Genomic DNA, 21,884 nt, shown 5'->3' with positions numbered 1-21,884 from the left:
CTGAAATCCATGACGGATTCCGTACGCACGCCCACGCCGGTCGACACGATCGCCGAAGCCTGGGTGGACGACATCGCCGAGCTGTTCCCGACCGTGGCCACCTACATCGGCCGCGACGAGTACAACGACCGGTACGGCGACTACTCGCCGGCAGGTGCCGACGAGGCGACACGGCGGGCGCAGATCCGGCGCGACGAGCTGGCCTCGACCGCACCTGCGGACTTCATCGACGAGGTCACGAAGCAGGATCTGCTGCGCGAACTGGATCTCGACCGTGAACTGCACGAGGCGCGGGTGCACCTGCGCCAGCTGAACGTCATCGAGTCACCGGCGCAGCAGATCCGCAGTGTGTTCGACCTCATGCCCACCGCCAGCACCGACGACTGGGACGTCATCGCCCGGCGCCTCGGCGCGGTGCCCGCGGCCCTCGCAAGCTACGTCGAAACGTTGCGCGAGGGCATCGCGTCGGGAATCGTTCCGGCGCGGCGGCAGGTCGCCGAAGTCGTCGGACAGATCGCCCGCTACACCGCGGATGACGGGTTCTTCGCCGCCTTCGTCGCCGACGCCGCACCCGACGAAGGTCAGCTGCCGGCGACGCTGGCCCGCGAACTGCTCGACCGGGCCAATGAGGCACGCGTCGCGTACGACCGGCTCAGCGAGTTCCTCTCGGCCGATCTCCTGCCCGCAGCCACGGAGACCGACGGCGTGGGCCGCGATCTGTACGCCCTGTTCTCACGACAGTTCCTGGGCGCGACGGTCGACCTCGACGAGACCTACGAATGGGGACTGGACGAGCTCGCACGCATGGTCTCTGAGCAGGAAGCCGTGGCCCACGAGATCAAGCCCGGCGCGAGCGTGGCCGAGGCTGTCGCATTCCTCGAAGCCGATGAAAGTCGTCGTCTGCACGGCACGAAGGCGCTCCAGGAGTGGATGCAGACCACCGCTGATCGCGCGGTCGCCGACCTGTCGGCGACGCACTTCGACATCCCCGAACCGGTCCGCCGCATCCAGTGCATGATCGCTCCCACCCAAGAGGGCGGCATCTATTACACGGGACCCACCGACGACTTCTCGCGACCCGGACGCATGTGGTGGTCAGTGCCCGAAGGCGTCGAGGACTTCGACACCTGGCGCGAGCTGACCACCGTCTATCACGAGGGTGTTCCCGGCCATCACCTGCAGATCGCGCAGGCCGTGCACAACCGCGGCGAGCTGAATTCGTGGCGGCGTCTGCTGGCTGGCACGTCTGGCCACGCCGAGGGCTGGGCCCTGTACGCGGAGCGCCTGATGGAGCAGCTTGGCTACCTCAGCGACCCGGCGGACAGACTGGGCATGCTCGACGGCCAGCGGATGCGGGCGGCCCGCGTGGTGCTCGACATCGGTGTGCACCTCGGCAAGCCCCGCCCCGACGGCGAAGGCAGGTGGGACGCCGACTACGCGCTGGAGTTCATGCGCCGTCACGTGAACATGGAAGACGCCTTCATCCGCTTCGAAGTGAATCGCTATCTCGGCTGGCCGGGACAGGCTCCGTCGTACAAGGTGGGACAGCGCATCTGGGAGCAGCTGCGCGATGAGTATCGGGCCGCCAAAGGCGAGTCGTTCGACATCAAGCAGTTCCACAAGCAGGCACTGGACATGGGCGGCGTCGGTCTCGATACGCTGCGCACCGCGCTGCTCTCACGCGCACGCTGATCCGGCCAGGCTCGTCATCCACCACGCAGCAGCCGCGACACCTCTTCATCCGTCGTCTGGGTGAAATCGTCGTAGAAGGCGCCGACGGCCCAGAAGTCACGCGCGGGATGCGGACACACGACCTCGTCGAAGTCCGCGGGACCCGGCATCCATCTCGCCGGCGCGACGGGGACGGCGAGGACGACGCTCGCAACCGAACGCGCTCGCAGCGCGCGGGCAGCCACGACCGCGGTGGCGCCCGTCGCGACGCCGTCGTCGACGAGCAGCACCGGCCGATCGCGGAGATCCGGTGTCGCGACGCCGAATGACGCTTGACGCCTGCCGAGCGCTTCGCGCTCGCGTGCCTCGATCTGCCGCAGCTGATCAGGCGAGACCCGCTCGCGGCGCAGCGCCCGTTCGTCCACGATCCGCGCATCCGCCGCGATGGCGCCGATCGCGAACTCTGCGTTGCCCGGCGCGCCCAGTTTGCGCGCGGCGATCGCCCACAACGGCAGGCCGAGTCGCCGGGCGACCTCGGCGGCCACCACCACTCCACCGCGGGCGATTCCGACGACGACGGCGTCGCTGCCTCGCCACCGCTCCAGTTCGTCCGCCAGCGCCGCACCCGCGTCGCGGCGATCCGCGTACAGGGCCATGCGCCCACCCTACGTCGCACGATCTGCGACCGTATCGCCGCACCGTAGGCTGGAGCGGTGAATCCCGTGCGTTTCGTGGCGATCGGCGACTCCTTCACCGAAGGCGTCGGAGATGAGCTGCCCGACGGCAGCGTGCGTGGGTGGGCCGACCTGGTCGCGCAGGGGTGGGCGGATGCCACGGCCCAGCCGGTTCTGTACGCGAATCTTGCCATTCGGGGCAAGCTCATCGCACCGATCGTCGCCGAACAGCTCGAGCCGGCGCTTGCATTGAGTCCCACACATCTATCGTTCAACGGCGGGGGCAACGACATGCTGCGTCCCCGGACGTCGATCTCACAGGTCGCCGATCTGTTCACCCACGTCCTACGGCGGTGTGATGAAGAAGGAGTGACGTTGATCGCGCTGTCCGGTGCAAACCCGTCTGCACAGCTGCCGATGCGCCACCTCATCCAACGACGCGGCGACGCCCTGTCGGCTGCTGTCGCACAACGGCTCTCGTCTCGCACCGATGTGCTCACGGCGTGGAACTGGCCCGACCGAGAACTGAGCCGGCCCGAGTACTGGTCCGCGGACCGGCTGCACATGAACGTCCGCGGCCACCACCGTGTCGCCGCGCGCGTGCTCACGGCACTGGGACAGACGGCCCCCGCCGAGTGGTGGTCGCTGCCCGCGCTCGACGTACCCACCAGGCTGCGTGGCACTGCGTACTACCGTGCGCACGTCGTGCCGTGGGTGCGCCGGCGCCTCGCGGGTACCTCGTCGGGTGACGGACGCGCCGTCAAGTACAACGCGTGGGTGGAGCTCGCCCCGCGAAGCGCCTAGTGCTTCGTCGCCTGCACGACGGTCGTGGCCATCCACGGCCCGCTCCACCACATGCGCCATCCGGCGGGATGCACGGTCACGTCGGTCGCGCCGCGCTCGCGCAGGCGCGTCACGTACTCGCGAGTCTTCGAGATATCGGCGACCACGAGCCTGCCGCCTGATGCGAGCACCCGCCAAGCCTCGTCGACCGCACGCGCCCGGCCGCTCGCGGTCGGGATGTTGTGGATCGCGACACTCCCGGTCACGAGGTCGAACGTGTCGTCGGCGAAGGGAACCTCCGTCATGTCCGCAGTGGTGAACACGATCCGATCGGATACGCCGTTCAGCGCGGCGTTTGCGGCCGCGGCACCTGGACCGTTTCCGGATTGATCGATCGATCGCCAGAGATCGATCCCGTCCACGCGCGCACTCCCGAAACGGAGCGCAGTCATGATCGACACTGCTCCACGCCCGCATCCGAGGTCGAGCACGCGGGCCGGGGCCGGCAGAGTCGATAGAAGGTCGTGCCACACCACGAACTTGCCGCGCAGCGTCGTGTGCCAGTAGACCGCGGCCGCAACCAGCATCACGACGCCCACGATCGCGAGCACCACGACGCCGATCGCCGTGCCGTTCCACAGCCACAGCAGACACGCCGCCAGCGCGAGATACACCACACCGATTCCGACGAACATCCACGGCACCCACGGTGCGTCGATGCCGTAGTGGCCTACGGGTCGCCGATTCATGCCGCACAGGTTACTCTCGCGCACCGCCGCGCACTCGACGCGCGCGTACTCCGACCCGGAGGTCGTGCGCTCGACCAGTCCGTGGTCGACGAGATACCGGCGCAGCACGGCCACATCGGACGTGTATGCGGCGAGCCGTTCACCGAGTTCTCGTTCGGGAAGGACCTCGCCAGACGCCAGAGCCCGCCCGACCACCCACTCCAGCAGGGCGCGGCGCTCGGCCGCCCGCATGGGGTATCGGTCGATCCTGCCGTCGGCGTCCAAAAAGCGCTCGGGACCGGTGGGCCGGGGCACGGCATCCTCTGCCAACAGCGCACGGACCGCTGCCTCGTCGAACCGAGCGGCGCCGTCAGCACCTGTCGAAACGAGGCCGAGGCCGGCCAGCCGCTCAAGCGCCCGCGCACGTCGCGCGTCAGTGAGAGCCACCTCGCCGTTCAACTCGCCCAGGGCGGCACGCAGGTCGGGATTCAGCAGCGCCGCAACGACACCGCGCCAACGTTCGCTCATCCGTCGAGACTATCGTGCGCGTCGAGACGGCGATCGCGGAGCGTCCATCCCCATCTGCACGCGGGTGCGCTTGCGCTCGACCACGATGAAGAACGCGCCGACCAGCCACAGCGGCACCTGCGTGAGGAACGCAAGACGAAAGGCGCTGAGCGTATAGGTCTCGGGCGTGCCGGCACCCTGGAGGTCGAGCGCGGCCCCGATCAGGAAGATCGCGATCAGCCCGGCGATGAACCCGCCTGTGTTCGTGATGCCGCTCGCGGTGCTCAGGCGGTGGCCGGGATTGTGCGTACGCGCATGATCGAACGCGATCATCGACGCGGGCCCTCCCGTGCCCATCGCCACCGCCACCGCGATCAGCAGCCAGAGTGGGGCGGGGCCCGGCCAGGCGATGACCAGCAGCCAGGCCACCAGCTGCAGCACCACGGTGGGAAGAACCAGAGCACGCGAGCGGTGATTGGGCATGCGGCCCGACAGCGTGCCCATGATGGGCCCGAGCGCCATTCCCACCACGATGTAGACGGTGGTCACGCCGGCCGCCTCGGCGGACGACAGTCCTTCGCCTGCGGTCAGGAACGGGATGCCCCACAGCATGATGAACGCCGTCCCCGAGAACGGGGTGGTGAAGTGCGACCAGAAGGCCAGACGCGTGCCGGGGTTCGCCCACGTCGCCTTCAGGCCGATGCGTGTGTCGGCCGTGGAGGTGACCACCCTGATCGCGCCGGTGTCGGTGTTCACCGACACATCGGAGGTGACGTTCGGCGGGTGGTTGCGCACGACCAGCACGAGCAGCACGGCGAACAGCAGGCACAGTCCAGCGATCGAGCCGAACGCGATCGTCCAGGTCGTGGCGTGCACGAGGGCCGCCAGTGGCGCGATGGCGATCAGCTGACCGGTGAGCCCGACGATGCCCGTCAGCTGCACCATGACAGACCCCCGCTGGGCGGGGAACCACGTGGCCACGATGCGCAGCACGCTCGGGAAGATCGCCGCGTCACCGGCACCGATGAGCATGCGCGCGCCGATCGCGATGCCGACGTTGGGAGACAGGGCCATCGTCAGCTGCCCGACCGCCATGAGCACCATGCCGCTCGCGATGATCGGGCGGGTACCCAGCCGGTCGAGCATGATGCCGATCGGCAGCTGCATGGCGCCATAGACGGCCAGCTGCAGGACGGCGAACATCGACAGGGTTGAGGCATCCGCATCGAATCGGTGCGCGGCGTCCACTCCGACCGCCGCCAAAGACGTGCGATTGGTCACAGCCAGCACGTATCCGGCCACGGCCACGCCCCAGATGACCCATGCGCGCCACACCGGCGTCGGGGAGACAGGGGTCAAGGTCACGCGAAGTCCGATCGGGTCAAGTGCTTCCAGCGTAGTTGCCTCGCCGTGCCCGGCCCGCGACCGACAGGTGCGCCGTCAGCGGCCGTCGCGGATGTCGCGGACGAACTCCGTGACGTTCCCCCGCAACGCCGCGATGCGGCGGTCCCGGGCGGCGTCGCGGTCGAATCCCGGGTATGCCAGCGGCGGGAGCTTGCGCACGTTGTGCGCGCATTCGAACCCGGCGCAGGCGAGGGTTCCGACCGTGTCGCCGTTGCGCCCGGCACGGCCGGACCGTTTGGCGGCGAAGAAGACGACGTCGTTGGGCAGAGTCACGTCTTCGCACCACGAGCACTGCGGGCGCGTGCGCGTGCGCTGCTCGGACTCGCGCAGCATGACGCCGACGGGTCGGTCGCCGATGGGCACCACGAGATAGCCGAATGGAGCGATCTTCGGGTCGCGCCACGCCAGGAAATGCAGGCTGTCCCAGTCAAGGTCCGAGAAGCCGGGCGGGAGCGTGAGGCTGCCGCGTTCGCGCTGCGAAGCGTTGACGAAGGACGTGCGAACGTCCTTCTCAGTGAGGGCGTGCATGAGGAAGATGCTTTCTGTCGAAGAGGGATGAAGGTGCGGCACGCCGCGCTGAACGCGTAGGCGTCAGCGCTGCGGGGCAGGGTCATCTCGCGCCGGCGCGTAGCGCGCCTGCGACCTCCTGACGCCCGACGGGGCGGTGAATCCACGAATGCACGGCCGAGAGTCTACGCCCTCCTCCCAGGGAGCCGGGGGAGCGGCGCCGCACCACCTGCGTCGAGAGTTCGACGGCCGTTCTGGTGTAATCGTGTGATGGCACCCGCGCAGTTCCAGACCGTTCCCAAGGCCACACCCGGCGACCGCGTCGCCGTGCTGTCCCCGGCCTTCGCCGCCCCCGCGGCGTCAGAGGCACTGCACGAGCAGGCGATGCAGCGCCTGCGTGAAGCGACGGGTCTCGTTCCGGTCGAGTATCCGACCACGCGGCAGCTCGGCGCCGGCTCAGCGGCGCGCGCCGCCGATGTCACGGCGGCATTCGCCGACCCGACGATCACAGCGGTGCTGGCCACCATCGGCGGCGATGACCAGGTCACCGTCATCCCGCACATCGACGCGGATGTGCTCGCCCAGAACCCGAAGCCCTTCGTGGGATTCAGCGACAACACCAATCTGCACAACCTGCTGTGGAGCCTGGGCGTGCCCAGCTATCACGGTGGGTCGACGCAGCTGCATCTGGGCGCCGGCCCCGGCATCGACGACATCCACCTCGCATCGTTGCGGGCGGCGCTGTTCGAGGGCGGCCGCATCGAGCTGACCGAGCCCGGCGAGTCGGAGGACTTCGGGATCGCCTGGACCGATCCCCGTGCCCTGACCGAGTTCGGTCTGCGAGAGCCGACCGAGCCGTGGGTCTGGGCCGGGCCGCAGAAGATCGTCGAGGGGCGCACATGGGGTGGATGCCTCGAAGTGATCGATCAGATCGCCATCGCCGGTCGTATGCCCGAGGCCGACGATCTGGAGGGGGCGATCCTGCTTCTGGAGACGAGCGAAGAACTGCCCACCGCTGATCGTGTGCGGGGGTGGATGCAGGCACTGGGGGAGCGGGGTGTGCTCGGCGCGGTCGCCGGCGTGCTCGTGGCCCGTCCCGTGGTCAGCGAGCTGTATTCGCCTGTTCCACCGGCCGCAGAACGTGCGCGATTGCGCGTCGCGCAGCGCGAGGCGATCATCGCGCAAGTCACCCGGTACAACCCCCATGCGGTGGTGTGCGTCGGGGTGCCGTTCGGGCACACTCGTCCGCAGTGGATCCTCCCGCACGGCGGTGCCGTTCGACTCGACGGACTCACCCGCACCGTCACCGCAGACTTCGGGTGACCCGCGGTCGCGTACAGCTCGGCTCGGCCGAATACCAAAGAGATGCTTGACATTCCTTATCTCAAAGGTATCTTTGGCATATGGAGATCACGGACCCGCAGGCGCTGCGGGCGCTCGCGCACCCCCTTCGGCTCGATCTGATCGAGCTACTGGGCACTGCGGGTGCCCTCACGGCCGCAGAGAGCGCGCGTCGCCTGGGATCGACGCAGGCAAGCTGTTCGTATCACCTGCGGCAGCTGGCAAAATACGGGTACGTCGAGAAGGCCCCGGTGAGCGAGGACGGCCGCGAGAACCCGTGGCGTCTGACAGAGGTGCGACAGAGCTGGTCGGGCGCCAGCCCCGCAGCTGGGGAACTCGAGCGGGTCTTCATCCAGCGCGAAGCAGACAAGGTCATCGCATGGCAGGGCGAGCGCGCGGGCCAGCCGTCGGCATGGCGGGAGGCCGCGTTCGTCACCGGGGCATCTCTGCCGCTGACCAGCGCGGAGCTCGACGACGTCCGCGAACACCTCGCCGCCGTGCTCGAGCCGTACATCGCACGACTCACCGACACGACCCGTCGGCCGGAAGGCTCTCGCTTCGTCCGGGTGCTGCTGGCCGGCACGCCCGCACCCACCGCAGAAGGTGAGGGCACGTCATGAGCCTCGATGTGACAACGCCGGTCACCGAAGTGGAGACGGCCGTTCCCACGCCGGTCGGAGAACTGGCAGCGATCATCAGCGCCCCACACACCTCGAACGCGCCGCGGCCGGGTCTCGTGCTGATCGACGGCTCGGGCGACGGCGACCGACATCACTGGGGGAGTCTGCCCCAGTGGCTGGTCGAGGCGGGTGCGATCGTGCTGCGTCACGACAAGCCGGGGTGCGGCGGGTCGCCCGGACACTGGCTGGATCAGACACTGGAGGACCGCGCACGCGAGTCCCTTGCCGCGCTCGAGGTCCTGCGCTCCCATCCGGCGACCGCCGGTGAGCCGGTGGGCTTGTACGGCATCAGTCAGGGCGGGTGGGTGGCGCTGCTGGCAGCATCGTTGGAGCCGGATGCCGTGGACTTCGTCATCTGCGACTCCGGGCCGGGCACGACCCCAGCCGCACAGGAGCACGAGCGGCTGGCGGTGGCCCTTCGCACGGCCGGGCATGATGCGGCATCCATCGCACAAGCCATGGCATGGGTCCAGGAGCGGTTGGACCGCCTGCGACGGGGCGACACGGAACGCGAGATCCTCACCGAGCAGGCACGATACGCCGGCGAATCCTGGTACGACACCGTGCGGTTCCCGTATGACACTGTCGAACTCCTGCGGTTCCTGCGCGGAGTGATGGATTTCGATCCCACGACCGTGATGCCGAGCGTCAGCTGCCCTGTGCTCGCCTTGTTCGGGGGAGCGGACGCCCTGATCCCGGTCGCCGCGAGCGTCGCGGCGTTCGCGGAGCACCTGCCACAGAACCCGCGCAACGGCCTCGCGGTCTTCCCGCGCGCCGATCACGGGCTGTTCATCGCCGGACCGCAGCAGGGCATTCCCAGACGAGCTCAGCTCGCGCCGATGTACCTTCCGACGGTCGCGGCCTTCCTGCGCGACCGCGCGGCAGACGCGGCATCCACCGACGGCGCACCCTTCGTGCAGGGGCCTGTGCACATAGGCGGATGACGTGGACAGTGGACGATCATCCTGCGGCCGCCTCCGACGACGTGATCACGCTCAAGGGCACGCGGCGCGGCTTTGCCGGATCGGCGGGAAGATGCTGCTCCAGTCGCGTTCGACGCTCACCACGGTGTACCCCGCGGTCTCCGCGGACGGACGCCACGAGCCGAGTGCGATGTCGGCGCTCACGGTGCGTCCCACCTGCGGTCGACCATCCGTCCACTTTCGAGAATCACGATTTCCCTCCTCGATCAGGTCGCTTGTCGATCGCCCGATGGTTGCGTACGGGTCGCACGCCTATCTCCCGGCCTCACCCGTTGGGTATGAGGTGCCCTGCGAATCGATCGCCGTGAATGATTGGCTTGGCCCGTGCGGATGTACGGTCCGTCTGCGTCAATGAAGCGAGGAACGAGCATGCCTGACAAGCCGAACATACTGATTATCTGGGGCGATGACATCGGCATCGCGAACCTCAGCACCTATTCGGACGGCCTGATGGGCTACCGGACGCCGAACATCGATCGGATCGCGCACGAGGGGGTGAAATTCACCGATTACTACGGCGAGCAGAGTTGCACCGCGGGGCGAGCCGCCTTCATCACCGGACAGAATCCATATCGCAGCGGCCTTACGAAGGTCGGCATGCCGGGCGCGAAGCTCGGATTGCAGGCCGAGGATCCCACGATCGCCGACGCCCTGAAGCACCACGGCTACGCGACAGGTCAGTTCGGGAAGAATCACCTGGGCGACCGCGACGAGCATCTGCCGACCGTGCACGGCTTCGACGAGTTCTTCGGGAACCTCTACCACCTCAATGCGGAGGAGGAGCCTGAGCATCCCGACTACCCCACGGATGAGGAGTTCCCGGGGTTCAGTGAGAAGTTTCGTCCCCGCGGCGTCATCCACTCTTGGGCGAACGAGGACGGGACACAGCGCATCGACGACACCGGTCCGCTGACGAAGAAGCGCATGGAGACGGCAGACGAGGAGTTCCGCGATGCTGCCGCGGACTTCATCCGTCGGCAGGCCAAGGATGACACGCCGTTCTTCGTGTGGTTCAACTCGACCCACATGCACTTCCGCACGCACCCGAAGGAGGAGAGCAAGGGGCGAGCGGGGCGGTGGCAGTCCGAGTACCACGACACGATGCTCGATCACGACGACCTCGTGGGGAGCCTGCTCGACCTGCTCGATGAGCTCGGCCTCGCAGACAACACCATCGTCATGTATTCCACGGACAACGGCCCGCACATGAATAGCTGGCCCGATGCGGGAATGACTCCCTTCCGCAATGAGAAGAACTCCAACTGGGAGGGCGCGTACCGCGTTCCCGCGATGGTCCGCTGGCCGGGACGGATCCCGGCCGGCACGTCACTCAACGGGATCGTCAGTCATAACGACTGGTTCGTCACCCTGCTCGCAGCTGTGGGGGATGAGGACATCGCAGATCGGCTCAGGGCAGGCACGGAACTCCATGGCACCAAGTTCAAGGTGCATCTCGACGGCCACAACCAACTCGAATACATCACCGGAGTAGCAGACGCGAGCCCACGGCGGCACTTCTTCTACGTCTCGGACGACGGCGACCTCACCGCGCTGCGATTCGACAACTGGAAACTGGTGTTCCTCGAGCAGCGCGCGATCGGGACATTGCAGGTATGGCAGGAGCCCTACATCGAACTCAGGTTCCCGAAGCTGTTCAACCTACGCACTGACCCGTTCGAACGTGCCGACATCACTGCCAACACCTATTGGGATTGGGTGCTCGACCACATCTTCCTCTTCGTGCCGGCGCAGGCGTACGTCGCCCGGATGCTGGACACGCTCCGGGAGTTCCCCGCGCGGCAGGAGGCCGCCTCGTTCACAATCAATCAGGTGATGGCCAAGCTGGACTCGACGACCGGCAGCTCCTGATCGGTCAGGGGAGGAGCCGCCACGCGCGTACGTCACCTTGGATCTGACATAATGTGCATTATCGGCGTTTCTGGTGAACGAGCGTGCCGGGCGTCCGCGAGCCGGTGATAGTCGACGGCGAGCAGCCCGCTCACGCCACGTATTGCGCGAGGTGCTCGCCGGTGATCGTCGACCGGGCAGCGACGAGGTCGGCGGGCGTCCCTTCGAAGACGACGCGTCCGCCGTCGTGTCCGGCGCCCGGACCGAGGTCGATGATCCAGTCGGCGTGTGCCATCACGGCCTGATGATGCTCGATCACGATGACGCTCTTGCCCGAGTCCACGAGGCGGTCCAGCAGCCCGAGCAGGTTCTCGACGTCGGCGAGGTGCAGGCCGCTGGTCGGCTCGTCGAGGACATAGATCTCTCCCCCGTCGGCCATCTGCGTCGCGAGCTTGATGCGCTGGCGTTCGCCACCCGACAGTGTCGACAGGGGCCGTCCGAGCGTGAGGTAGCCGAGACCCACATCAACGAGCCGGTCCAGGGTCTTGCCCACGGCGGCGATCTTGGTGTCCCCCGCACCGAAGAACTCCCGCGCGTCACGCACTTGCATGTCGAGCACCTCGGTGATGTCCTTACCACCGAGTGTGTACTCGAGCACCGCGGCTTGGAACTTCTTTCCGCCGCAGTCCTCGCAGGGTGTCTCCACGGTGTCCATGAAGCCCAGCTGGGTCACGATCACACCCGAGCCCTTGCACGACGGGCACGCGCCCTCCGAGTTCGCGCTGAACAGCGCAGGCTTGACGCCGTTCGCTTTGGCGAACGCCTTGCGGATGGGCTCCAGCATCCCGGTGTACGTCGCCGGGTTGCTGCGGCGCGACCCGCGGATCGCGCCCTGGTCCACGGCCACCACGCCTTCGCGGCCGACGACCGAACTCTGAATCAGTGAGCTCTTGCCAGAGCCGGCGACGCCGGTGAGCACGGTCAGCACGCCCAGCGGGATGTCGACATCCACACCGCGCAGGTTGTGCTCCGAAGCACCGCGCACGGCGAGGGAACCGGATGCTGCGCGCACCGCCTCCTTCACGGAGGCACGGTCGTCGAAGTGCCGGCCGGTGACCGTGTCACTGGCACGCAGCTCGTCGACGGTGCCTTCGAAGCAGATCTGCCCGCCGGCGCTGCCTGCGCCGGGACCGAGGTCGACGACCCGATCGGCGATCGCGATCGTCTCGGGCTTGTGCTCGACCACCAGCACCGTGTTGCCCTTGTCACGCAGCTGCAGGAGCAGCGCGTTCATCCGCTGGATGTCGTGCGGATGCAGACCGACCGTGGGCTCGTCGAACACGTACGTCACATCGGTCAGCGATGACCCGAGGTGGCGCAGCAGCTTGATCCGCTGGGACTCGCCTCCGCTCAGCGACCCGGAGGGGCGCTCGAGGCTCAGATAGCCGAGTCCCAGCGTCACGAACGCGTCGAGGTTCGCACTGAGCCTGGCCAGCAGCGGACCCGCCTCGGGCCGGTCCAGACCCCGCACCCACTCGGCCAGGTCGGTGACCTGCATGCGGCAGGCGTCAGCGATGCTCACCCCGTCGATCTTCGACGACCGAGCGCCCTCCGTCAGCCGCGATCCGTCGCACTCGGGGCAGACGGCGAACGTCACCGCCCGCTCCACGAACCGCCGCACGTGCGGCTGCATGGACTCGAGGTCCTTCGACAGCATCGACTTCGTGATCTTCGGCACGAGGCCCTCGTAGGTCATGTTGATGTTCTGGATCTTGACCTTGGTGGGCTCGCTGTACAGGAATGCGTGGCGCTGCTTCTCGGTGAACGTGGAGATCGGCTTGTCGGCCGGATAGAAGCCCGATTCTGCGAAGCCGCGCACCATCCACCCGTCCGGCACGTAGCCGGGCACCAGGATCGCGCCGTCCTGCAGGGACAGCGACTCATCCACCACCTGAGACAGGTCGATGTCCGACACGCTGCCGCGACCTTCGCAGCGCGGACACATGCCGCCCAGATAGATCTCATTGCGGACGACCTTCTTCTCGCCCTTCGCCGAGGTCATGATGCCGCTGGCCTTCTGGGTCGGAACATTGAAGGAGAATGCCGTAGGCCCTCCGATGTAGGGCTCCCCCAGTCTCGAGAAGAGAATGCGCAGCATCGCGTTGGCGTCCGTGACCGTTCCCACGGTGGAACGCGGGTTCGCGCCCAACCTCTCCTGATCCACCACGATCGCTGTCGTGAGTCCTTCGAGAACGTCGACGTCGGGACGACCGAGCTGCGGCATGAAGCCCTGCACGAATGCGCTGTAGGTCTCGTTGATCATGCGCTGCGACTCGGCGGCGATCGTCGCGAACACGAGTGAGCTCTTCCCCGAACCCGACAGCCCGGTGAACACCGTGAGCCGACGCTTCGGGATGTCGAGGTCCACGCCCTTCAGATTGTGCTCGCGTGCTCCCCGCACCGAGATCCGATCGTGGGTGTCTGCCTGATGCATGACGCCAGCGTAGGCGCAGCATCGCGCGATCCGTCACCCACTGCACCATCCGCGCGCGCCGCGTGTCGGCTCCCCCTCCCCCGTGCCGCGCAATAGCATTGAGCCCTCACAATTTCACAGTAAACACTCAGAAAGGTGAGCTTCATCATGTCCACCTCATCATCCGTCGAAAAGTCCGCGGTCAACGGAATCCGCACATTTCTCGGCCTCGCCGGTGTCGTCGCTCTGATCGTCGGCATCCTGATCCTGGTGTGGCCGGGTCGGACGGCCATCGTCGTCACCGCGATCATCGCCATCTACGCCATCGTCGGCGGCCTCGCCTACCTCGGCCTCGGCATCTTCACGAAGTCCATGGGCGGCTGGGCACGCGTGGGGCACATCGTCCTGGGCATCATTTTCGTGATCGCCGGCATCCTCGCCTTCACCGAACTCGCCCAGACCACCGCCTGGCTGGCGGTCTTCCTGGGCATCCTGGTGGGCATCATGTGGATCGTCGAAGGCGTGGTCTCGCTGACGGCACTCGGCGGCGCACGGTCGAAGGCCTGGACCGTCTTCTTCGCCATCCTCAGCATCGTCGCGGGAATCGTGCTGCTGTTCTCGCCGCTGTGGGGCGCGCTCGTCCTGTGGTGGCTGCTGGGCATCTCGCTGGTGGTCCTCGGCATCGTGCAGATCGTCCGCGCGTTCTCGTTCAGCGCGAAGGATCTGTGACCCGCAGGTGACGCAGGCGGAAGGCCCCGGGACATCCCGGGGCCTTCCGCCTGCCATGCCTCACGGCTGAACGATGCTGCCTACTCCGCGGCGAACGATCCCGTCTCCCCCACCAGTCGCAGGTTCTCGGCCGGGATCGGATCCACGGCGGCCTGTGCGACCTCGGCGGCGAACTCGGCGACGTTGTACAGGCGTCCCGCATCCTCGCGGCGCGATGCGATCGCGCCGGGGTTGACCCGCTCCAGCAGCGTCGCCGTGATCGTGCCCTCGATCATGTCGCCCGAGACGACGACGAAGCCGATCCCCTTCTGGTCGAGTGCGGGGATCCACTCACGCAGTGCGTCTTCGCCGGCGCGCTTGGACAGCGCCACCTGCTCGTACTCCGGCATCGTGGGGGTCGTGCGGATGAAGTGGGCCTGGTGGCTCGTGACGAACACCACACGTGAGCCCTCATGCATCAGCGGCACCGCGGCTTCGAGCACGCGCACCTGCGCGTCACGGTTCAGCTGCAGTGCGTAATCGGCCGCCATGCCCGACTCCATGCCACCGGACGCGTTCAAGACGAGGATGTCGAGGCCGCCGAATGTCTTCGCCACCTCGGCGAACATGCCCTCCACCGACGCCTGGTCGGTGAGGTCCGCACCGACCACCAGCGCCTGCACGCCGAGGGCGCGCAGCTGCTCGGCGAGCTTGTTCGCGCGCGGCGCCTTGTTGCGGTAGTTGATGACCACGTTCGCGCCCGCTTCGGCGAAGTAGCGGACGGTGTCGGCGCCGATGCCGCGAGAAGAACCCGTGACGAGGGCGGTCTTGCCGCGAAGGGCGTCGGCAGGGAGTGTCTGTGACACGGGAAGGTCTCCTGATTCTCGCGGGGATGCCGGTGCCGTGCGCAGCGGTCGACCGGGCCATTAGACCCTATCAATCGGCCCCGCAACCGCCCGGTCGAATACCCCGGCCATGCTAGGTTCAGGAGCACACTCATAATGCTGAGGGAGGCAGGGTGGACGTCATCGCGGCGATCACGCAGTTCGCGTGGATCGGCTGGATCGTGCTGATCGCGATCTTCCTCGTGATCGAGATGCTCACCCTCGACTTCACGTTCCTCATGCTCGGCATCGGCGGCCTGGCCGGCCTGATCGCCGACCTGTTCGGCGCTGAACTGTGGCTGCAGGTCGTGGTCGCCGCCGTGGTGGCGGCACTGCTGATCTTCTTGCTGCGGCCTCCGCTGCTGCGACGGCTCAGACGCGGCGAAGACCCCACCCCGTCCAACGTCGCCGCGCTGTTGGGCATGCCGGGCCTGGTGCTGTCGACCGTCACGCGCCTGGGCGGCCTGGTCAAGCTCTCCAACGGCGAGACCTGGACCGCACGTTCCACGGACGACAGCACGACGATCCCACCGCAGACGCATGTGCGGGTGGACCGCATCGACGGTGCCACCGCCTACGTGACGAACGACCCTGAATCCTCCGAGGGAGAACAGTCATGACCCCCGAACAGTTCATCCCGACCGTGATCGGCTGGATCCTGGCCATCGCGATCCTCATCCTGGTCGTGGTCGTGATCACCCGGGCGATCCGCATCATCCCGCAGGCGAGCGCAGGTGTGGTCGAACGGCTGGGACGCTACCACAAGACGCTGGATCCCGGTCTGAACCTGCTGGTGCCGTTCATCGACCACTTACGGCCGTTGATCGACATGCGTGAGCAGGTCGTGTCGTTCCCACCGCAACCGGTGATCACCGAGGACAACCTCGTCGTCTCGATCGACACCGTCGTCTACTTCCAGGTCACCGATGCCCGTGCCGCAACCTACGAGATCGCGAACTACCTCGGGGCCGTCGAGCAGCTGACCACCACGACGCTGCGCAACGTGGTCGGCGGTCTGAACCTCGAAGAGGCCCTGACCAGCCGCGATGAGATCAACAGCAAGCTGCGCATCGTTCTGGACGAGGCGACCGGCAAGTGGGGCATCCGCGTGTCCCGCGTCGAGCTGAAGGCCATCGACCCGCCCCTGTCGATCCAGGACTCGATGGAGAAGCAGATGCGGGCCGAGCGGGATCGCCGTGCCGTGATCCTGACCGCGGAAGGATCGAAGCAGTCGCAGATCCTCGAGGCCGAGGGCCGTCGACAGGCACAGATCCTCGAGGCGGAGGGTGACAAGCAAGCCCAGGTGCTGCGTGCCGAGGGCGAGGCACAGGCCATCCAGAAGGTGTTCGACTCGATCCACGCGGGCAAGCCGGATGACAAGCTGCTGGCCTACCAGTACCTGTTGACGCTGCCGAAGATCGCCGACAGCGCCTCGAGCAAACTGTGGATCATCCCGAGCGAGTTCACCGAGGCCCTGAAGGGCATGTCGACAGCATTCAGCGGCAAGATCGCCGGCGTGGCGCCCACCACCGGCCCTGCTGCCGCACCGCCGACCCATGACGCGCCTCTGACGCCGCCCACGCCGTGACCCACGCCTGGTTCGCGGCATCCCCCGTGCCGCGGGTGCTGGCTCATCGGGGGTTTGTGTCGGCGCAGTCGGCCGCCGACGGCGTGGTGGAGAACTCCTTCGCCGCCGTGGCCGCAGCGCACGCCATCGGCGCCACCTATGTGGAGTCGGACTGCCATCTGACCGCTGACGGCGAAGTCGTGCTGTTCCATGACGCCGACCTCCATCGGGTCACCGGCGATCCGCGGCCGATCGCATCGGTGCGCCTGGCCGAACTCGAAGACCTCATGGCCGAGCGCGGCGGACTGATCACGTTGCGCCAGGCGCTGGAGTCCTTTCCGACGGTGCGCTTCAATCTCGATGTGAAGGCGGATGCCGCGGCCGCGCCGGCCGGCAGGCTCGTGGCCGCCCACGCCCAGCGCGTGCTGCTGACCAGCTTCTCCGACGTGCGGCGTCGACGCGCTCTGGCCGCTGCCCATCACGAGGGAGGCGAGCCGGCCACATCGGGCGGCCGATCGACGATCGCACGGATCGTCGCGGCGGTGGCCGCCCACCTGCCCGGCGCAGCGCACAGTGCGTGGGACGACGTGGACGCACTGCAGATTCCAGAGCGTCAGGGGCGGTTGCGGCTGCTCACGCCCCGCCTGCTGGATGCCGCGCACGAACGGGGCGTGGAAGTGCACGTGTGGACGGTCGACGATCCCGCCGAGATGGCCCGTCTGCTGGATCTCGGCGTGGACGGTATCGTGACCGACAGAGCCGATGCGGGGCTTGATCTACTGGACCGCCGTGGCCGCTGAGCATCGGCTGTGAAAGCCCTTGCATCACGCCGCGTTCGGATGATGCGCACAGGTCACCGCGTTATACCTGTGTAGCGACGAGAGGACCACACAATGGCAGACCGCAGTTTGCGCGGCATTCGACTCGGCGCCCAGAGCTTACAGAGCGAAGAGGGCGTCATTTTCCATGAGCGCATGCAGAGGACGTACGCATGCACGGCATGCGGACGAGACACCACGCTGACTTTTGCTGCCGACGCCGAGGTCCCGGAGACCTGGGAATGCCGCACGTGCGGCGCCGAGGCTGTTCTCCGCATCGGCGAGGGCACCGCGACGATCGACCACAGCGCCGACAAGACGCCGCGTACGCACTGGGACATGCTCCTGGAGCGCCGCACGATTCCCGAGCTCGAAGAACTCCTCGAAGAGCGCCTGGCGCTGCTGCGGTCACGCCGCGGCGGCGACACCAAGCTCACTGCGTGAGCGGTTCGGGCGGTCGCCCCGTCTGAACCACACTGCAATGCCGGCCCCGCGGGGCCGGCATTCGTCATTTCATGCGCGACGGCGTCTGCGCCACCGGAGAACGCCCAGGGCGGCCAGGACGGCCGCACTCCCCCACCCGAACACGACTGTCAGCGTCGGGCCGATGACCACGGCGGACGTCAGCCCTGCTCTCAACGGCACGTCGTCGAGCATGGCCCCCGCCGTCCCTGCCTTCAGACCGTCGATCTCGGTGCCGTCAGGCGCGATGATCTGGCTCGTGCCCACGGTGGAAAGGTTCACGACCGCGCGCCCCGTCTCGATCGCGCGCATGCGGGCGAACGCCAGCTGCTGCAGATTCTCGTCGGTGCCCCGGAAGTCGGCGTTGTTCGTCTGGAACATGTACACCTGCGCGCCGTCCCGCGCGCCGTCCCAGATGACGTCGTCATAGATCACGTCGAAGCAGATCGCCAGACCGACGCCGACGCCGTTGACATCGAACACCGGAGGCCTGGTGCCCGGCGTGTACTCCCGCTGGATCAGATCGATCAGGTCGGGGGCGAAGAAGCGGTACAGCCAGCGATCGGGCACGTACTCGCCGAAGGGCACCGGATGCCGTTTGTCGTAGATCCGGACCGGGTTCTGCGCGCCGGCCTTCCACAGCAGCGAGGAGTTGTACAGGTCCGCTCCGCGCTGGGTGACGGCGCTGATGATCAGCGGGGCATCCACCGCCTCTGACAGCCGGTCGAGCACTTCTGCCGTCGTGTCATCGTTGGTCGGATCGGAGTCCACGCCGCCTTCCGGCCACAGCAGCACGTCCATCTTCTCTCCAACCAAGGGTGCGGTCGCCTTCAGCTGGGCGTTCAAGACCTCACCGGGGGCGCGCCTGTCGAAGTAGCCGGTGGGCCCATTGCCCTGCACCGCGCCGACCCGCATCGACCCGGCCGATGCGGTCGAGAACTGGGGAACGAACGCGAGCAGCGCCAGCGCCACCACGGCAGGCAGCGCGGTGCGCACGTCGCGCAGGCGCCGCACGCGCACATATTCGATCGCCGCAGCGCAGACGAACACGACCAGGAAGGTCACGCCGCTCATCCCGACCCATGAGGCCACCGGCGCGAACGGACCGGAGACCTGTGTCACGCCGATCCTGCCCCACGGAAAGCCGCCATAGGGCCAGGAGCCGAGGATCTGCTCCCGCATGGTCCACAGCCCCGCCACGAGGGCAGGGAGCGCCACCAGGCGCCACCAGGCGCGTCGTGAAGGCCACCAGCGATACGCCAGGGCGATCGGGATGGCGAACGCCGCGGTCAGAACCGCTTCCAGCACAGACAGCGCGAGCCACGGCACCGGGCCCAGATAGCGGGCGGTGAAGGACACATTGATCAGGAAGAAGGCGATCCCGAAGATGAAGCCGACCAGCACGGCACCCCACACTCGCCGACCGATCAGCGTCAGCAGCGCCAGGGCGACGGCCGGAAACGCGATCGGCCACCAGCTCGCTGCGGGAAACGCCAGGGTGAGGCTCGCACCGGCGACGGCGGCCAGGAAGGCGGCCACGCCCAACCTAAGCAGAGGGCGCGACGAGGCGCGGTGTTCGGGCACCCATCAACCCTAAGTCAGCCGCGGCGTCGTTCCCGACGGATCAGGCGTCGATGCGGTCACGCACGAGCCGGTCGCTCGAGTCGACGATGAACGAGCGGCGCGGGGCCACATCACTGCCCATCAACATCTCGAACACCCGCGCGGCGGCCTCTGCGTCGTCCACGTGCACGCGCCGCAGGAGGCGTCCCGAGCGATCCATCGTGGTGGAGGCGAGCTGCTCGGCATCCATCTCGCCCAGGCCCTTGTAGCGCTGCACTGGCTCCTGCCAGCGCCTGCCCGCCTTGGTGAGCTTGGTCAGCAGCGCATGAAGCTCCTGCTCGCTGTAGGTGTAGATCATGTCGTTGGGCTTGGAGCCCGGGTTGATCGCGATCACCCGGTGCAGCGGCGGAACGGCGGCGAAGACACGACCCGCCTCGATGAGCGGCCGCATGTAACGGAAGAACAGGGTCAGCAGCAGGGTCCGGATGTGCGCACCGTCGACATCGGCATCGCTCATCATGATGATCTTGCCGTAGCGTGCGGCGCTGAGATCGAACGTGCGCCCCGACCCGGCCCCCACGGATTGGATGATCGCGGCGCACTCGGCGTTGGAGAGCATGTCGCTGATCGACGCCTTCTGCACGTTGAGGATCTTGCCGCGGATCGGCAGCAGCGCCTGGTGCTCGCTGTCGCGCGCGAGCTTCGCGGTGCCCAGCGCCGAATCCCCCTCGACGATGAACAGCTCGGATTGCGCGACATCGTTGGAGCGGCAATCGACGAGCTTCACCGGAAGCGACGAGGATTCGAGGGCGTTCTTGCGCCGCTGCGTCTCTTTGTGCGTGCGCGCCGAGATGCGCGCCTTCATCTCCGAGACGATCTTGTCCAGCAGCTGGCTCGCCTGAGCCTTGTCGTCGCGCTTTGACGAGGTCAGCTGCGCCGTCAGCTCCTTGTTCACGACATTCGAGACGATCTGACGCACCGCGGGCGTGCCGAGCACTTCTTTGGTCTGTCCCTCGAACTGAGGCTCGGGCAGTCGTACCGTCAACACGACGGTCATGCCGGCCAGCATGTCGTCCTTCTCGAGCTTGTCGTTGCCCACCTTCAGCTTGCGGGCGTTCTGATCGATCTGCGAGCGGATCGCCTTGACCAGTCCCTGTTCGAACCCCTGCTGGTGAGTACCGCCCTTGGGCGTGGCGATGATGTTGACGTACGAGCGGGTGACGGTCTCGTATCCGGTCCCCCACCGCACGGCGACATCCACATCGCACCGCCGCTCGATCTCGGTGGGAATCATCGCTCCGGTGGGCTGCAGCACCGGCACTGTCTCGCTGAACGATCCCGATCCGGTCAGCCGCCAGGTGTCGGTCACCGGCGCGTCGGGGGCGAGGAACTCGGCGAACTCGGAGATGCCGCCGTCGAAGCGGAACACCGACTCAGTGGAGTCGCCGTTGCGTTCGTCGCGGATGACCAGCTCGAGCCCCGGCACCAGGAACGCCGTCTGGCGCACGCGCTGTTCGAGCTCGGTGAAGCCGAACGCTGCGTCCTTTGTGAAGATCTGACGGTCGGCCCAGTAGCGGATCCGGGTGCCGGTGACCTTCTTGGCGACCTTGCCCACGACCCGCAGCGTGCTCGCCTTCTCGAAGGGGGTGAAGGGCGCGTCGGGCCCCTCGCCGTCGAACACACCCGGCTCTCCGCGCCGGAACGACATCGCCCAGGTCTTGCCCTCGCGATCGACTTCGACATCCAGCCGCTCGGAGAGGGCGTTGACCACCGAGGCGCCCACACCGTGCAGCCCACCGGAGGCACTGTACGACCCGGTGCCGAACTTGCCGCCCGCGTGCAGCTTGGTGAACACCACCTCCACGCCCGACAGCCCGGTGCGCGGCTCGATGTCGACGGGGATGCCACGGGCCTGGTCGCGGACCTCGACGCTGCCATCGGGGAACAGGACCACGTCGATGCGCTCACCGAACCCGCCGAGAGCCTCATCGACGGAGTTGTCGATGATCTCCCACAGGCAGTGCATGAGGCCGCGCGAATCGGTCGAGCCGATGTACATGCCAGGCCGCTTGCGGACCGCCTCGAGCCCTTCGAGCACCTGCAGATGATGGGCGGAATACTCAGAGGTCACAATCATCAAGGATATCCAGCGCCGCGCGCGAGGCCGCGTTGCCACGCGGGTCGGCCCGTTTGCGTACGCGCTGAGCGAACTGCTGCTGTTTCCCGGCATTCGCCCTGCCGGGGCGTGGTTGTATTTCTTGAACGGTTCGATCGAGACGGACG

At 67.4% G+C, this 21,884-nt stretch carries 19 protein-coding genes; 11 read left to right on the top strand and 8 right to left on the bottom strand.

Annotation, left to right across the window (positions count from 1 at the left end; all coding sequences use genetic code 11):
* The first annotated feature begins 9 nt into the window (after nt 1–9).
* On the top strand, nt 10–1,692 hold the full coding sequence (locus QU603_RS07730; RefSeq protein ID WP_308493898.1) for a DUF885 domain-containing protein: 1,683 nt from the start codon (nt 10–12) through the stop codon (nt 1,690–1,692).
* A 14-nt stretch (nt 1,693–1,706) separates the two neighbouring features.
* On the opposite strand, the gene QU603_RS07725 is transcribed toward QU603_RS07730, so the two are convergent.
* Entirely contained in the window at nt 1,707–2,327 is a 621-nt protein-coding gene (locus QU603_RS07725) for a phosphoribosyltransferase (RefSeq protein WP_308493897.1), read from the bottom strand.
* A gap of 57 nt (nt 2,328–2,384) precedes the next feature.
* Here QU603_RS07725 and QU603_RS07720 point away from each other — a divergent pair, with 57 nt between their 5' ends.
* Nucleotides 2,385–3,149, top strand: coding sequence for an SGNH/GDSL hydrolase family protein (locus QU603_RS07720; protein WP_308493896.1), 765 nt, complete (start codon nt 2,385–2,387; stop codon nt 3,147–3,149).
* Here QU603_RS07720 and QU603_RS07715 read toward each other — a convergent pair.
* The 3 genes from QU603_RS07715 to QU603_RS07705 form a co-directional block, all read right to left on the bottom strand.
* Complete coding sequence (locus QU603_RS07715) at nt 3,146–4,384, bottom strand: DUF2087 domain-containing protein (protein WP_308493895.1); 1,239 nt, start codon at nt 4,382–4,384, stop codon at nt 3,146–3,148. The genes QU603_RS07720 and QU603_RS07715 overlap by 4 nt on opposite strands.
* A gap of 9 nt (nt 4,385–4,393) precedes the next feature.
* Nucleotides 4,394–5,728: an MFS transporter gene (locus tag QU603_RS07710; protein ID WP_308493894.1), complete on the bottom strand. Its 1,335-nt coding sequence runs from the start codon at nt 5,726–5,728 to the stop codon at nt 4,394–4,396.
* Between the two features lie 75 nt (nt 5,729–5,803).
* Nucleotides 5,804–6,295: an FBP domain-containing protein gene (locus QU603_RS07705; RefSeq protein WP_308493893.1), complete on the bottom strand. Its 492-nt coding sequence runs from the start codon at nt 6,293–6,295 to the stop codon at nt 5,804–5,806.
* A gap of 249 nt (nt 6,296–6,544) precedes the next feature.
* Here QU603_RS07705 and QU603_RS07700 point away from each other — a divergent pair, with 249 nt between their 5' ends.
* The 4 genes from QU603_RS07700 to QU603_RS07685 all read left to right on the top strand — a co-directional run bounded on the left by QU603_RS07700 (nt 6,545) and on the right by QU603_RS07685 (nt 11,147).
* On the top strand, nt 6,545–7,597 hold the full coding sequence (locus QU603_RS07700) for an LD-carboxypeptidase (RefSeq protein ID WP_308493892.1): 1,053 nt from the start codon (nt 6,545–6,547) through the stop codon (nt 7,595–7,597).
* Between the two features lie 80 nt (nt 7,598–7,677).
* Nucleotides 7,678–8,235: a helix-turn-helix domain-containing protein gene (locus QU603_RS07695; protein ID WP_308493891.1), complete on the top strand. Its 558-nt coding sequence runs from the start codon at nt 7,678–7,680 to the stop codon at nt 8,233–8,235.
* Nucleotides 8,232–9,239, top strand: coding sequence for an alpha/beta hydrolase family protein (locus tag QU603_RS07690; protein ID WP_308493890.1), 1,008 nt, complete (start codon nt 8,232–8,234; stop codon nt 9,237–9,239). Before QU603_RS07695 ends, QU603_RS07690 begins: the two co-directional genes overlap by 4 nt.
* Nucleotides 9,240–9,647: 408 nt before the next feature.
* On the top strand, nt 9,648–11,147 hold the full coding sequence (locus QU603_RS07685) for an arylsulfatase (protein ID WP_308493889.1): 1,500 nt from the start codon (nt 9,648–9,650) through the stop codon (nt 11,145–11,147).
* Nucleotides 11,148–11,277: 130 nt separating this feature from the next.
* On the opposite strand, the gene QU603_RS07680 is transcribed toward QU603_RS07685, so the two are convergent.
* Nucleotides 11,278–13,620, bottom strand: coding sequence for an ATP-binding cassette domain-containing protein (locus QU603_RS07680; protein WP_308493888.1), 2,343 nt, complete (start codon nt 13,618–13,620; stop codon nt 11,278–11,280).
* A 147-nt stretch (nt 13,621–13,767) separates the two neighbouring features.
* On the opposite strand from QU603_RS07680, the gene QU603_RS07675 reads away from it, so the two are divergent.
* Nucleotides 13,768–14,328 carry an HdeD family acid-resistance protein gene (locus QU603_RS07675; protein ID WP_308493976.1) on the top strand — a complete coding sequence of 187 codons (561 nt, stop codon included), beginning with the start codon at nt 13,768–13,770 and terminating at the stop codon, nt 14,326–14,328.
* Between the two features lie 80 nt (nt 14,329–14,408).
* Here QU603_RS07675 and QU603_RS07670 read toward each other — a convergent pair whose 3' ends face one another.
* Complete coding sequence (locus QU603_RS07670) at nt 14,409–15,173, bottom strand: SDR family oxidoreductase (protein ID WP_308493887.1); 765 nt, start codon at nt 15,171–15,173, stop codon at nt 14,409–14,411.
* A gap of 152 nt (nt 15,174–15,325) precedes the next feature.
* Between QU603_RS07670 and QU603_RS07665 the strand changes: the two genes are divergently transcribed.
* From QU603_RS07665 to QU603_RS07650, 4 genes are all read left to right on the top strand, one after another.
* Nucleotides 15,326–15,811 carry an NfeD family protein gene (locus QU603_RS07665; protein WP_308493886.1) on the top strand — a complete coding sequence of 162 codons (486 nt, stop codon included), beginning with the start codon at nt 15,326–15,328 and terminating at the stop codon, nt 15,809–15,811.
* Nucleotides 15,808–16,779 (top strand): SPFH domain-containing protein, encoded by a 972-nt coding sequence (locus QU603_RS07660; RefSeq protein WP_308493885.1) that lies wholly within the window; start codon nt 15,808–15,810, stop codon nt 16,777–16,779. The genes QU603_RS07665 and QU603_RS07660 overlap by 4 nt, the downstream gene beginning before the upstream one ends.
* Entirely contained in the window at nt 16,776–17,558 is a 783-nt protein-coding gene (locus tag QU603_RS07655) for a glycerophosphodiester phosphodiesterase family protein (RefSeq protein WP_308493884.1), read from the top strand. Before QU603_RS07660 ends, QU603_RS07655 begins: the two co-directional genes overlap by 4 nt.
* Before the next feature lie 93 nt (nt 17,559–17,651).
* Nucleotides 17,652–18,020 (top strand): RNA polymerase-binding protein RbpA, encoded by a 369-nt coding sequence (locus QU603_RS07650; RefSeq protein ID WP_308493883.1) that lies wholly within the window; start codon nt 17,652–17,654, stop codon nt 18,018–18,020.
* Nucleotides 18,021–18,089: 69 nt separating this feature from the next.
* On the opposite strand, the gene lnt is transcribed toward QU603_RS07650, so the two are convergent.
* Nucleotides 18,090–19,622, bottom strand: coding sequence for an apolipoprotein N-acyltransferase (gene lnt / locus QU603_RS07645; RefSeq protein WP_308493882.1), 1,533 nt, complete (start codon nt 19,620–19,622; stop codon nt 18,090–18,092).
* 40 nt (nt 19,623–19,662) lie between these two features.
* Nucleotides 19,663–21,738 (bottom strand): DNA gyrase/topoisomerase IV subunit B, encoded by a 2,076-nt coding sequence (locus QU603_RS07640; protein WP_308493881.1) that lies wholly within the window; start codon nt 21,736–21,738, stop codon nt 19,663–19,665.
* Nucleotides 21,739–21,884 lie beyond the last annotated feature (146 nt).

Source organism: Microbacterium terrisoli, assembly GCF_030866805.1.
GTDB lineage: Bacteria > Actinomycetota > Actinomycetes > Actinomycetales > Microbacteriaceae > Microbacterium > Microbacterium terrisoli.
This window is presented reverse-complemented; position numbering and strand designations above follow the sequence as displayed.